Raw genomic sequence first — 14,687 nt, 5'->3', positions numbered from 1 at the left:
GTCCCATATGTGCGAAAAAGCCTGAGAAATCGTGGGTGACAACTCGAAAATACGGCGATTTCGAGGCATATGGGACAGTCACTAAGCCAGCCTCCAGCCTTGTCCAGCACGTGGGTCTGAGTCCACATGACCCTCGACACAATTTAAAGTGTTAAGTGACTGTCCCATATGTGCGAAAAAGCCTGAGAAATCGTGGGTGACAACTCGAAAATACGGCGATTTCGAGGCATATGGGACAGTCACTAAGCCGAGTCGCGTGACGATCTCGGTGACCCGTGTCGAATCGAATCCGGTTTTCGGGTCGTCATCGGTCACCACAAGCGTGCCGTTCGGTCCACCGCCTTCCTCAATGGGCAGGACGCCGTTCGCCCGATACCACTTCTGTTTCGCCTCCCAACGCTCCCGGTAGCCGTCGTCGGCCAGCATCCCGCAGTGTTCCCAGTACACCGTCACTCCGCTCACCGGGTCGTCGATGGTGAAGTCCGGGAACCGCTCCGCGCTCCCGAACCGCAGCGGTTTCTCGTAGGCGTACTCGACCTTCAGCCGGAGAAGTTCGTTGGCGATGATCACCTCCGACTTGGACATGACCAGTTCGCCGCGGGCGGTGCGGTGGATGTGCCGGTCGTCGAACCGCACCTGGCGGACCACCACCGGGGCGGGCGGGGCGAAGAGGTTGGTCAGCCGCCGAGCGGTTGCCGAGTGTTCGGCGGCGGCGTACCGGCGGAGGAAGGCCGGGTCGCCCTGGACCAGCAGCACCACGCGGTCCTTCTGGCGGGTGAGGGCGGTGTACAGCAGCTCGCGGGAGAGGACCCGGCACGGGTCGGGTAGTACCACGATCACCGTGCCGAACTCGCTCCCCTGCGCCTTGTGCACGGTGAGCGCGTAGGCCAGCTCGATCGGGGCTTCTCCCTCTTCGCCGAAGTCGCGGTCGGTGTACCCGTAGGTGAACCCCGGCTGCGAGGTGAACTCCACCTCCAGTTTCCACGGGAACCCCTTGTACTTCGCCTGGGGGCCCTTGAACTGCCCGACGGCCAGCCCGATCTCTCCGTTCGCTACGTACTTCAAGCACCCCTCGTCCGGGTACACTTCCCAGTACCGCCGCTGGTTCCGCACCTGAATCACCTTGTCCCCGTAGACGATGTTCTCCGGGCCGAGCGGCTCGGGTGTTTTGCGGAACCGTTGGCGGGCGAACTCCACGTTCCGCCGGCGGAGGGCGTCGTGGATGAGTCGGTTCAGCCCGGCCACCCCGTGCGGCTGCCCCCGCACCGGGCTGAGCACCTGCCACCGCTCAGCCGCGTCCCACACCCCGCCCTTCTTTTCGTCCCTCTCCCACGAGCGGTTGAAGTAACACAGCCCGCCCGACTCGGCCCCGCCGAGCGACTTGTCGAAGGCGAGTTGGTCGTCCGGTCCGGTCAGCTTCAGTTCGGCCTGGAGCACCGTCATCAGGAGTTGGTGACATTCGTCCGGCGTCCGCCAGGAGAACACTTGGAGCCGGTCCGTCGGGCCGAACGTGTTCAACTGGGCGAACAGGTCGTCCTCGCCGGGGCCTGGGTCGCCGCCGGCAAACCAGCCGGCCAGACGCACGTCCGCCGCCGCCCTGCCGGTCTTGTCCTGTTGCCGCATCCGCACCGTCAGTTCCGCGTACCCCGGCCCGACCCGCGGAAAGGCGAACTCTACCCCTGCCGGGGCCAACCGTACCACGATGTCGGCGAACGGCCGCCCGGCCCCGATGGGCGGGAGTTGGCGGTGGTCGCCCACCAGGATCACCCGCTTCGCCCCGCCCACCGCCTCCAGCACCGCCGCCAGCATCTCCTCGGTGAGCATGGAGGCTTCGTCCACGATCACCGTGTCCGCCACCGCCGAGCCGGTTTTGCCGAGTAGCCGATAACGCCCGGTGTCCGGGTAGTATCGCCCTGAGTCGAGTAGGAACCCGGCCACCGTTTGCCCGGACAGATTCAGGTTCTTCTGCTTGGCCGCCTGCTGCATCCGCACCCGTGCCTTGCCGGTGGGGGCGAGCAGCAGCACCCCGCCGTCAGCCACGTCCGGTTGCCCGCACAGGGCGGCGAGTAGGGTGGTCTTGCCGGTGCCGGCCGGACCGATGAGGACGGCGAACCGGGCGGTCGCCAGCACACCGAGCGCCGCCGCTTTCTCCTGCCGAGCCCGAACGTCACGTGCGTCGCCCGGGTTCACCGGGCCGAGGGCGGTTGCAAGAACGGCCGGCCAGTCGGCCGCGACGGCGTGCGGTTTCCCCTTCGTCCGCTTCTCGACCGCCGTGCGGATGACCGCTCCGCACTCCTTCATGCGGCGAAGCTGAAACGCCGCCTGTCCGTCGTGCAGCGGCGCCACGTCCACCTCCGGGGCGAACGACTTCTCGGCCAGGGTCATGCGGTCGGTGGTGACCTGGCAGCCCGGCCGCAACTCGCGGCCGCGGACGGCAGCGATGATCTCGTCTCGCGGCAACAGCGTGTCGCCGTTGCCGGCCGCCTCTTCGAGCGTCTGCACCACCCACGCCCGCACCCGCCGGACGTCGGTGCCGGTGTCCAGGCGGGTCCGCTCGGGCAGCGGGTGCTTGTCGGCCACCACCGGATCGGGGAACACCCCGCGGTCCACGGTGGACAGACTGATCGGGCGGGCGGTCAGTCGGGTGGCCTCGAACAGCCGGTACGGGTTGTCAAGGATGTCGGCGTCGGTGCAGTCGATCCCCGCCGGATGCCGCTCGGACGGTTCGTACAGCACTGCCGCCTGCTCCGGCGACAACTCGAACCGGCTGAGCAGTTTGAGCAGGCCGCGTCGGTCGGCCGGTAACCCCTTCCACTCCGCCCGCGTGTCCTTGTCGATCTGCTTGGCGAGCGGGGCAGGGAGCAGTTTGGTCGGGGAGTCGAACATCTTCTCCACCACCGGCCACGGATCGACGTTGTCGCCGACCTGCGGGGCCAGGGCGTGGGCGACCAGCGTGCCCAGTTCGATGCCGAACGCGGTCAACGCCGCCCCCAGACCGGGGCACGGGCCGCGGAGGGTCCACAGCCGGGCCAGCTCGAAGTCGATCCACTTCTGGTAGCGGTCCCACGGCCCCGGCAAGTGTTTCGCCGCCTCCCGCAGTGCGGCGGCACAGGCGAGCAGCCCGCCGATGGCGGCGTCGTGCGACACCTGCTCGCTCACGTAGCTGAACTCGTCCCGCCGGTCGTCGGGGGCGAACGCCAGCACCGCCGCCGGGTCGAATTCCGGGTGCGCCGCCGCGTGTGCGAGGGCCTGGTGGTAGGGCAGGAGGAACCCGCCGTCGAACCCGTCTGCCCCGTCCTTCCCCCGCGGGCGGATGGTGTGCTGCACCATCCGCTCCCACAGCATGGACCGCAGCGGGGCCTTGGCCGCCGGCACGCCGTAGGCGTACTCGTGGGCATCGCCGACGTGCTTCACCCGCCCGACGCCGACGATCACTCGCCGCGGGTCGTCCGAGAGCGGCGTCCGCTTGGCGTAGAAGAAGCAGAGCGACTGATCCGGGCGGACCGGGGCAAAGAAGGCGTCGAGCGAGGCCAGGTGATTGTCCCGCTGCTGCATCCAGATGTCCGATTTCATCTTCAATTCCGGCTCACGGACCGGGTCGAGGTCGAGTCGCAGGTAATCGCGGAAGTCCGGCTCGTTCGGCTTCTTCGGGTCCGTCCACCGCTCGGGCTTGAACATCCAGCGGAACGGCACCACGTCGGCCGAGTACGGCGGGTGGCGGAACGGGGTCGGGCGGAAGTGTGCGTGCTGGTCCGACCATTCGGCGTAAGGGTGGGTCTTCGTCCGAGTCAGTTCGAACGGTGCCATGAAGAACCCCCGCTCGCTGGCGCAGCACGGCAAATCCTGTTCCGACAGCACGGTCAGGGGCTTGCCGCGGGCGGTCTGCTCGGCCGCGTCGTCCCGCTCCGCCCCGATCCGCTTGAGCACCAGGCAGGCGGTGTTGGCGGTCGGGTCGTCGCACACGGTGCCGGCCCAGCCGGCGTCGTGCCAGGGCACGCGGATCGACAGGTGGCGGATCGGGGCGGCGACGGCGGGGGCGCTCGGGGGCATGGGGCACTCGTTGGTGAGGTTTACTCGTCAGTGGTCGGAGCGTCCGAGGCGGTGCGGACGCCGGGTAGCAGGAGGCACGTCAGCGTAACCTCCGGCACCTGGAACGGCGGGTCGAGGTCGGTCAGGTGAGCGTTCAGCCACACCCGCGCCGCCTCGGCCCGAACGGCCGTCTCCGCGGGGTCTGTCATCGCTTGTAATCGGAATCGCCGCGGGTCACGGTCGGTGATGATCGCGTTCAGCCGGACCACCAGTTCCCAATCGCGAACGAGAACGAACCCGTCGGCCGTCACGTCCACCGCCGCCGTCACCGCCCGCACCACCCCGCCCCCGCCGGTGACCCGGTCGGTGATGCGGAACACCGCCAGCGGGTGGGGGAGCAACTCGGCGAGCACCGGCCCGACGCTCGCGGTCTGCCCGCGGGCCTGGGCGACGGCCTGGTCCACCAGCTTGTGCCCCACGCCGAGGGTCGATTCCCTCGTGCCCGCCGAGCGGTCGAACAGCATACCGGCGTACTCGCGTGCGACCCCCGGTTCGGTCTGCCACTTGTCCGGGGTGAGGAACGACAGGCCGGTCTCATCGTCCTTCACTTTGCGCTGGTTCAATTGGAGCATCAGCTTGAAGAACGGCTTCAGGGCCGGCAGGTCGATCCGGGGCACGAGTGCGGACGCCCGCCGGAAGTCGAACCGCGCCACGTGCATGCCCAGCCCGCGGGCGGCGGTGAGCGCGTCCTGGCCGCCGAACGTCGCCGTGCGGGTGTCGAACCAGTCGCCGAGCGATTCCGGCTTCACCTCGGCGGCCGAGGCGAACAGGTCGCGGAACAGGGCGGGGGAGGCCATGCCGAGGACCAGTTGGAGCACGTCCTCCGGGTCGGCCATCACCTGCCGCAGGGCGGTGCTGATCCGCTCGATTTTGGCGTTCAGGTGGTCCCAGATGCGGGCCTCGACGGTGTCCGGGTTGCGGACCGTGAACACCTCCACCCGGCGGGTCTGCCCGTAGCGGTTCAGCCGCCCGACCCGTTGGTGGAGCCGCATCGGGTTCCACGGGAGGTCGACGTGGATCAAGCTGGAGCAGTTGGCCTGGAGGTCGATCCCCTCGCCCCCGGCCTCGGTGGAGACAAGGAACCGTACCTGCCCGCCTGTGAACCGCTCGGCCGCCCGCTCGCGGGGTTCGACCAGGGTGCGGGGGCCGGTGCCGTCGTCCACCTCGTCCGCCCGCTCGTCGCCGTTGATGAAGGTGGCCGAGTCGGGACCGAACCGCCGCAGCAGCCGCGACAGCAGCAGGGATTGGGTCGCCTTGTACTCGGTGAAGAACAGGACTGATCGGCCGCCGAACGGGCCATCGACCAGTTCAAGGATCTTGTTGATTTTGGTCTCGTCGGTAACGGCGTCGGCCGCTGCGAGCAACTCCCTCAGTCGCGGCAGTTCGTCGTCCATCAGGCGCAGTTGGGTGGACACGGCCACCGCCTGCTCCTCCAGGGCGTTTACCTCGTCGTCGTCCGCGTCCATCTCGCCGCGGAGTTTGGCCAACTGGTCCTGGATCTCCCGGAGCGCCTCCCGCCCGCCGGTCGTCCTCTCCAGCCGCCCGCGGACCGCCCGCCGGATGGCCGCCACCGAGCTGGACGCCAGCTTCTGCATGGCGATCAGCACCAGCATCACCGCCCGCCCCTCGCCCTGGCCGAGCGTGCCGGCGTACGCCTTCCCGGTAAGGATGAACTCGCTCAACATGTGGTAGAAGGCGGTCTCGGTGGGCGAGTACGCGTACGTCTCGGAGCGGACCAGCGGCTCCTGGAACAGGCGGTCGCCGGCCAGGTCGGTCACCTGCTGCTTGTTGTTGCGGATCATCACCCGCGGCAGGTGGCCGAGCTGCTCGCTCAGAGGGCGGCGGGTGTCGAACAGGTCGGGGCGGAGCAGCTTGAGCAGGGCGAGGAAGCCGAAGTCCTTGCCGCGGTGTGGGGTGCCGGAGAAGAACACCATCGACTTGATGCGGCCGGCGGCGGACAGCTTCTCGACCAACGTGTACCCGAGTGTGGGGCCGGCGTCCGCGTCGGCGTTCAGGTGGTGGGCCTCGTCTACCACCACCATGTCCCACGGCTCGGCCTCCTGCAACCGCTTGTGCCGCCCGTGCTTTCCGTCCTTGTCGGCGCGGAGGGTCTGCACCGACGCCACAACCTGGTTCTGGGTGTTCCAGAAGTCGGCCTTCGGGGTGTCGGCGTCCGGCGAGTAGGCCGTCAGCCGGATGTCGAACATGGTCCGCAGCCGGTACTGCCACTGCCCAACGAGGCTCGCCGGGCAGAGCACGAGCAGCCGTCGCACCTCGCCGGACGACAGCAGAGGCATCAGGATCAGTCCGGCCTCAATGGTCTTGCCCAGGCCCACGTCGTCGGCCACCAGCCAGCGGGCCGGGCGGTCGCGGTTCACCTGCCGGCAGACCCACAGCTGGTGCGGCAGCAGCGCGATCCGCGAGCGTGAGAACACCCCCCAGGCGTCGTTCACCGACCGCACGGCGTCACCGAGCGCGCGGACGATCACCTCCGCCGGCGGGTCGAGGTCCGGGCGGGCGAGGGCGGCGGCGAACGAGTCGAGCCGCTGGAGTTGTGCGGCGGGGCACTCTTCCAGCCCGTGCTCGAACCGGACCCCTACCGTTTCGCGGTCGTCGAACCGCACCTCTCCGATGCCGAACTTGGGGTGGTGGACACGGTCGCCGCGGGTGAATGAATCGCTCACTTGCTACCTCCGGGGAATAGCGAGGGCGTCGTACTCACGCCGGTCGTGGACGACGGATAGAACAATTCTTCGGGACAAGTCAGCAGCGGGATGTCGAAGGCCCCACCGAAAGCCGTGTCCGTCGGGTGATGTTCTTCGAGGAACTCGTGGATGGACCGCGAGCGGTCAGCCGGAGGTGCCTTGGCGTCGTCCAGCCAACCCAGCGCCTCTAGACGCCATCGCAAAGCCCGCGTGGGCGGGAAGCAGTACGGGTAAACGTCGGCCCTTGTCACCACGTTCGACCGCACCAGCTCGCGGAGGACGAAGCTGGCGCCGATGCCGAGGATCGGCGCGAGCGTCGGGGCGTCCGGGCCGCCGAACTGGAACTCGGTGCTGCCGCGGCTGGTCAACACCTTATGCGGCGTGAACTTCGTCTTGAATCGGCCGACGCTCAGGAACGAGGTCGCGTAGGCGTCCAGGTGCCGGGCGATGGTGTCGACGCCGACGAAGTGCCGCAACCAGTGGAAGTACCGGATGCTGTTCGTGTGATTCTTGGGGTTGTCCACGTATCGCTCTACTGTCATCAGCCACTCCTTCGGCCCGCCACGCGGATCGCCCAGCACCCGCAGCCACTCCTCCCGCTCGCACAGGCGGAGGAAGGCGCGGTTCTGCTCCGGCTTCACGCGGCCGATGGTCTGGACGGCCCCGGTGATGAACAGCTTCAGCCACTCCTTGCGGACGGCCGCGTCGTTCAGCAAGCCATCGGCGGTGATCGCCGGGCGACTACCACCGGGGTAGATGCGGCCGTAGTAGTCCTTTAGTTCAGTGGTTTGATTCTTCTCCCACCACGAGGCAATCCGTTCCAACACTCGGCTGGCCGCGGGCGGCTGGGGTCGCGTGGGCACGACAGAGGTGGTCGACGAGTTGGTCGCGGCCGTCAGTTGCGCCTGTTCGAGTTCGTTCAGCCCGGCGGCCTGCATCTGCTCGCGGGAGAGTGCTTTCAGCCACGTCCAATTAGAGCGGGAGTTTCGCAATCGCAACAGGAGCTGCTGGCGCAGTTCGCCCTGGGCCAGGTAACGCAGGGCAGCACTCCGTCTCTCCTCCGTGTCGGCCTTGTGTACCCATCCTTCCAGCACCTCCACGCCGGCCTGCATGTCGCCGCGGCACGCTTGGAAGAACTCCACGGCTGGGCCGGTGTAGTCCGCGGAGAGCACGCGGTCGGGCGGGGCGAATCCGGCCCGCAGCCCCTCCTCGCTCTTCGCCCCGACTGCGACGAGTTCGGTGGAGAACACCCACGCGCCGGCCGCATTGCGGAACTGGGCGACTTTCAGTGATTCCTTAACCCGTTCGATCTCGCCGCCGCGGTCGGACAACTTGTTCAGCCGATCCCGGCTGAGGACTCGCCCCAACGTCGCCGCGAGGGACGGTTCAACGAACGGCGTTGCCATCTCCAGCCCTGTGGCCGTAGCAAGGTCGATGCGGGGCAACTCCGGCAGGAGGTCGCCCATCTGCGAGGCTGCGACCAGAGACCCCGGCGGGTGAGTGGCCCGAAAAGTCTCCCACCCGGCCACCATGCGAAACACGTCCGTCTGCTGATCCATGACGCCAGCCACGACCCCGCGGACGGCGGTCAGGCTTGTCAGGTCGCTGTAGACTGTCGCGTCCAGCCCGGTCGGCAGCGTCTTCCTGTCAGAGAACAGACGGCGGGCGGCCCCGTGCGGAGCCCACATCAGCCCGTCCCGCAGATCCCCACGCACACCCTTCGCTCTTGCCACCCCCCAGAACGACCGCCACACTACCTCCGCGTCGGCGGACACCTCCAGACTCGCCACCCCGGCGTCGAAAAGCGCGACGAGGGCTTCTCCCACCACTTCCGCCAGCTCATGTAGCGCCTGCCCGGTGTCGGGGTGCGCCCAGGCGACCTGGCTCCGCCCGATGTCGATGGGCAGGGCGCGCGCGTTCGCCAGATAGCCGAGGCGGTGTTCCTCGGCGGTCGGGGCCGTTACCCACACGCTCGGAACGTCGTCTGGCATCGCCACGAACCCGTCGTCGCTCAGCCCGAACAGCACGTCGCCCCGCTCGCCGCAGCGGACGACCACCGCCCGCCGCGGACCCGTGTCGGTGTCCAGCCGGCCGACCACCACCCGCCCCGCCGGGGTGGCAACGACCTCACGCTCGACCCAGGTGATAACCTGCCCGTCCGCACGAACCTCCCTGATGCGGCGGGCGAACACGAGCAGCAGGTGGGCCAGGCGGCGGAAGGGGCCTAGCACCTCGCCTTCGACTCCGTCGACCAAATTTAGTTCGAACACGGTGGCGTTCGCGGCCGGCAGGCCGTGTTCCCCCGTCCGGTCCCGCAGGGGAACAGTGTCGATTTGTGGCAGCGACTTGGGGAAGACACCGCCAAGAACCTCGAACGCCAGCCGCCCGCTCACGACCCGTGGCTGGTCGGACGCCAGGAACACGCTCTTAAACCCCAGCCCGAACCGTCCTGTTACGGCCGCCTCTGCACCCTTGTCCGAATGGTGGAGGGCCAACATCTTGCTCAGGTCACGGTCCTGCCCGCGGCCGGGGGTGACGGTGTGGTTGATCCGCCGGCCGGCGTGCGCGACCGCGAGGACGCCGGCGGCACAGCTCACCCCGAACCGGGCGGATGTGGCGCCCCCGAGTTCGGAGTACGCGTCGTCGGCGTTCTGGAAGAGTTCGAACAGCACCGACCCCGGCCGGTAACCCTTCTCACGCAAACGCACCCGAAGACCGGCAAGGATTTTTCCGCGAGCCAGACCGTCGGTCGTGAGCACATCGCGGAGGGCCTTGTGCGCGTCTCTCGCGAGTTCGTCCGCCGACGCGCCCTCCAGCTTCCGGTTCCCCTGTCCGGCCTCACTCTCTTCAGCCCGCCGCCGAGCTGCCTCCTGGTACTTGTCGAGCACCGGCTTCAACTCGGGGATGAGCCCGAGCGTGCGGAGGTAATGGCCGGCGGCGTCGAGCAACTCAGCCTGGGCGATCCTCACGTCCGCCAGATCGCCCTGGGTGAGCGTGTCCAGGACTGGCTTGAGCGAGGCATTCCGCTCGCTGTACACCTCACTCAGGATGCGCTCGGCCGTGCCTTCGAGCAGCCGCCGCAGCCTCCCCAACTCGTCCGGGTTCGTTGCCCGCATTGGGTCGACCACACGCAGGTGAAGGTGATGAACATCCCAGTCTGCGAGCTTTGTCGCGAATGGTTCGATCTCATACCCGAACAGGAAGTGCGACACGTCCGTCGCCGCGCGGGCCGAGAACGGCTCACCGAGCAGATTCACGACCGGCACGTTGCCCTTCACTGCAGTCAACTCGATCAGGAACCGCTGGCGGCTCATCCGCCGGGCGTCGGCGGTCATCCCGGTCTCGTGCCAGATCTTCTCGACCGACTTCTTCTGATCGCCCAGGCACTTCTCGCCGTATTCCTTGTACAGGTCGCAACTGCCCAGGAGGGCGACGAACGCCCCGACCCACTGGGCGAGTTGCTCGTCGGCCTTCCGCCACGGGTCGAAGAATTTCCGCAACGCTTCGGCCGAATTCACGAACTCGACTTCGAGCCGGGACTTCACCTCCTTGGGGGAGTCCTCTTGGGTGGCTTTGAGCTTGGACTTCGGTGCTTGCCGCCTGGCCACCCCGACGAGGATGGCGGCCTGGATCGCATCCAGGGCATCCGCCTGGTCGATGCCGGCGGCGATGCACAACTTGGTTGCCTCCACCCACGCACCATTCTGGTTCAGCAACTTCAGCCGCTGCAGTACCGCCCGCGCCTCATCGGGCTGGGCCGCGAGCAGCCGGAGGTAGCCGTTGTGGACACGCTCGACTACCCGGCGCTCGCCGCCATCGGTCTGCCCGAACCGTTTGCGGAGGTGGGCCAGGATTTCTTCGAGACGGGCGATTGGCGGCGTCCGGTCCAGACTCGGTAGGAGGCGGGACCGGCACTCGTCCAGTGCGTGCCGCTTGGCCTGGGCCAAAAGCGGGGCCGCAGCCATGACCTGCGGCGACGCGGTGCGGAACGCCTCGCACCATTCCGAGAGGTCGTCGATGCGGCCGACCTGGAATTGGGGGTCGCGGCCGAGCAACCCGCCGAGCTTCGACAGTATCTGTGCGCGGTTGGGGAAAAGCTGCCGGGCGCACTCGGCAAAGCCGCGGTGTTGGCGGACCTCCGGGTCGAGGCGCCCCACCGGGACTGGACCGTCGGCCGCCAGCGCCACCCGCTTGACCGCTGCGGCGATCTCGCTGTCGAGGTGCTCGTCGTGGAGCACATGGTCCGGCTGGACGAACCGACCTTCAGCGAGGGCGAGGGGCAGCCACGGGCGAGCGGCCAACTGCTTCACTTGCTCTCCGCCGAGCGTTCCGACGGAGGCCATCGCCGTCAGCAGCGTGTCCCAGTGCTTGGCCGCGTCGTTCGTGGTCGCCAGGTCCACCACGTCGCGGTGTGTCAGCTTTTTCCCGCCCGCTTCGAGCTGGATGGTAGCGAGAGCGGGTTTTGTTTGGTGTGGGTTCAACAGCGTAACAACATCTCTCAGCGTGCCGAGTTCGACGCGCTTATCGACGTTCCAGAAGCAGTTGTCGGCCAAGCTCACACGCCCGCCGCCCACGCGGTCGTGGAGCGGCAGCAGCCGGATTGCATGTTTGTGATTACGCAGCCCGTCCAGCAGCGCGTCCCGCTCCGCATCGTCGAACGCCAGGTCTGGCGTGATTTGTTCGTCTTTCAACAGTCGCGCGAGGCCTTCCCAGTCGAGCGTCACCAAGCCGTACTCGCCGCGCTGTAGCTCGGTGAGCGATTTGGCAAGCTCTGCTGATCGGAGTACATGATCCGCGCGATTCCGCCGTGCCAACACGGCCTCCGCCAAGCGCCCGATCACCGCTGCCTCACCAGCCGGTAGGGCGGCCGGTAGGTACAGGTCGTCCTTTGCGGGCAACTCGCGGTTGGCGTGGAGCAGGTAACGGACCGCCCACCGCCGGTGGGTGCTGAAGGACTCGTCTCCGGTCGCGCGCATCATTCGGCTGAGGAGGGGCACCCGGGCTTCTGGAACCCGGAGGTCGGGGGCGGTCTCCAGATGAACGAGTATCCCACCTGCGTCGCCGCGGGGTGGGAGCGTTTGGGTGAAGAGCGTGCAGGCCGTGTCCCCGGCGAGGACGGCCAGCCGGGTTCGCACCGCCGCGGCCAGTTCCCGGAGTTCGTCGTTCAGCGGGCCGACGAACAGGCTCTGGGAGTTCAGGGCGCTTCGCAGGTCTGCCAGTGACCGCAGTTCGTCCGTATCTCGCTTCTCGTCCGGCTCGGGGCACTGCACCTTCCACAGGGTCAAATCGGCCGTGGCGTCGCGCATGGCCGCGGGTTCGGCCAAGGCGTCGATCACCTCGGCGGCCGGGTTGGTGTTCCGGCCCACCGACATGTCCACCGCCAGTAGTTTCAGCACCCCCACGGCGTCGGGGGTGGCGAACAGGCCGACGCCCGGCGCGTGTGCGGGGTCGAATCCGTCGGGCACGATCAGAACGGCGGAGACGCCGCAGACGGCTTGCCGGGTTTTCGCCGGCCAGTTGCCGCCGAGGGAGAGGCGGCGGCGGCGGTCGGGCGGGATTTCGCCGACGAGCCGGACGAGGCGGTCCTTATGTTCCGCCAGTTCGCCGTTGCTCGCCACGGCGAACACCCGACGGAGGGCGTCGGCGAGCGACTGCCGGGCGGACTCGCCGAACTGGCGACGGTTGACGGCCACGAATTCAACAAGGTAACCGAGCGCGTCCCCGTCGAGAAGTTGGCGGGCCTCCGGGACCGCCAGCACCTGCCCGAGCACGTCGTCCGGCCACGGCTCCGGGTCGCGAGCGAGCAAACGCGGCTCGGTCGCCGGGATCAGGGCGTAGTCGTCGGCCAGCTCAGCGAGCCCCGGCAGCACCCGCGCTGGCAGGGCCTCGTCGGCGAACGCAGGGATTTCGAGTACCCGAACGTTGTTCGGAATCAACCCCCAGCAAGAGCCGTCAGGCCGCCAGCGGTAACCCCAGCCGGCGTCACGGCACACGTCAGTGCGGTCGTTGTCCTTCATCCAGTTCTGAACGGCTGCGGTCAGCCGCTGCTTCGCTGCGGGGTCGCACACCCCCGCGAGTTCGGCGACCGCCGGAACGACGAGAGGGAGGACGCCGTCCCGCATCAGCTCCTTGTTCCACATGCCCCGCACCCCGTCGCCGGCGTACACACCGCCGCGCCCGGAGTCGACGAAGAAGCAGCCGTGGCGGAGGAGCAGGAACTCCACGTCCGCCGGCGGCCTGTTGCACGACGCCCCGTCCGTGAGCGGCAGGAACACGGCCGGCGCGTCGTGCAACAGGCCGCCCTCCCGCCCGTGCCGGCGGGTGAGGACGACTGCCGCGTGGGGCTGGGCCTTGTCCGGTTGAGGGCGGCCTTCCAGGTCGAACCGTGACGGCCACCCGGAATGCCGTTGTGCATCGTTCGCCCACTTCTCATTTCGCCACGCTTCCACCAGCGCATAACTCGCCCGCCCGTCCCCGTCATCGCACTCGCCGGCCTGAGTCGCCAGCGTCGTCGCGGGCGGCGCGTTCGGCGGTGCCCACGCCCGGTAGTGGGTGCGGCCACCCGGCGTGAGCAACTCCCACCGTTGCGCCGGCCGGTCGTCGTCAGCGGGCATCCCGTCCCACAGTTCCACGCGACTCAGTTGCTTGAGCAACGCCCCGGCGGGGGCGAGGTGAATTACGTCCGGTGGGGCCAATAGCTCGCTCGGCGGACGGTCGTGCGGCTCGTTTAAGATGCGGGCGGTGTGGGTGTAATCACGGCGGCGGAGGGGCAGCCAGAGGGCGAACCATCGCTCTCCCAACCGGCGGCAGGCCGGCGCGAGGTGCGCCTTCAATCGATCCAGGTCGGCCGGGTCCACGTCCCCCCAGTGGGCGTGGTGGGCGGTGCCGGACCACGGGCTAACCAAATTGTTGAATTCGCCACCCGGGTCGCCTGCGGTAGGCGTCGGCGAGAGGAAGAAGAACGCTTCGCACAGATGGAACACGCTCTTCAGCCCCAAACCGAACTTGCCAATGGCCGCCCCGTCGCCGGACTTGTTATTCAGCCCGAACTGGCGGATGGCGGCCGAGTCCGTGGCGTCGAACTTGCCGTCATTCAGCACGACCACCGCCGACGAACCCGCCTTCAACAGTTCGTGGGCACAGCCGGACGGGGTCACGACGGACGCGACGAGGACGGCCGTCGCCCCTGCGTCGTCAGCGTTCTGCAGCCACTCCTTCAGGATGGCGGTCCGGGAGTAGCGGTCCGACAGGAGCGAACGGAGTTCGTTAATCCGCCCGAACGGGTTAGACTCAAGGGCAAGGGCTTTGGGCATGGCGCGCTCCGATCTTATGTTCCCGAAATCTGTTCCGACGGACCGCCCGAGTGTAACGGAAGCTCAAGTCCGGGGTCGCGAACGCACTGCCAGTCGGCAGATTCTTCAAGATGAACTATTGTCAGGATAGATTCTGTTGCCAGTTGCCCGTGCATTGTGGTCTGCATTTTGAAACCACGTACAACGTCATATCGATCGGCGTGCGTGTGGCATGTGGCCCCCTCGTACCAGGTTGCTGTCACCCCGCGGGTTACGCACACCGGACCGGAGAGCCGCTCGAAACTCACCTCCATCGCCTTCGGATTTCTGATCAATGGCGTCCGCTCCCCTTTTATCGCAGGGTCGAGATGAAGGCTGGGTGCCGAAACGTGTCTGCTGGCGAGGCTGGTCAGGCGTGCTCGGGGAGGAACAGGCACCGAGCCGCCGGGTGCCGTACCGGTCAAGGTGTTCCTCCTGTCGGAAACCCGACCAACCAAACCACAGCTGGCCGCCCGTCAGGCGCCTGGGCAGTTGTCGCGGCAGCGGTTCGGTGCGTTTTGGCATCATCTCGAACTCGAACCGGCCAAATGAGCTTCAGCGA

General features: G+C 67.9%; 3 protein-coding genes. All 3 read right to left on the bottom strand.

What is annotated here, in order from left to right; translation table 11 throughout:
* Positions 1-81: 81 nt before the first annotated feature.
* The 3 genes from J8F10_RS21590 to J8F10_RS21580 are packed head-to-tail and all read right to left on the bottom strand — an operon-like array spanning position 82 to position 14,107.
* On the bottom strand, positions 82-4,050 hold the full coding sequence (locus J8F10_RS21590; protein WP_210657311.1) for an AAA family ATPase: 3,969 nt from the start codon (positions 4,048-4,050) through the stop codon (positions 82-84).
* Positions 4,051-4,070: 20 nt separating this feature from the next.
* Positions 4,071-6,773 carry a DEAD/DEAH box helicase gene (locus J8F10_RS21585; RefSeq protein WP_210657308.1) on the bottom strand — a complete coding sequence of 901 codons (2,703 nt, stop codon included), beginning with the start codon at positions 6,771-6,773 and terminating at the stop codon, positions 4,071-4,073.
* Positions 6,770-14,107 (bottom strand): sacsin N-terminal ATP-binding-like domain-containing protein, encoded by a 7,338-nt coding sequence (locus tag J8F10_RS21580; RefSeq protein ID WP_210657306.1) that lies wholly within the window; start codon positions 14,105-14,107, stop codon positions 6,770-6,772. The genes J8F10_RS21585 and J8F10_RS21580 overlap by 4 nt, the downstream gene beginning before the upstream one ends.
* Positions 14,108-14,687 lie beyond the last annotated feature (580 nt).

This window comes from Gemmata palustris (assembly GCF_017939745.1).
GTDB lineage: Bacteria > Planctomycetota > Planctomycetia > Gemmatales > Gemmataceae > Gemmata > Gemmata palustris.
The sequence above is the reverse complement of the archived record's forward strand: the minus strand, read 5'-3'. Positions and strand labels throughout refer to the sequence as shown.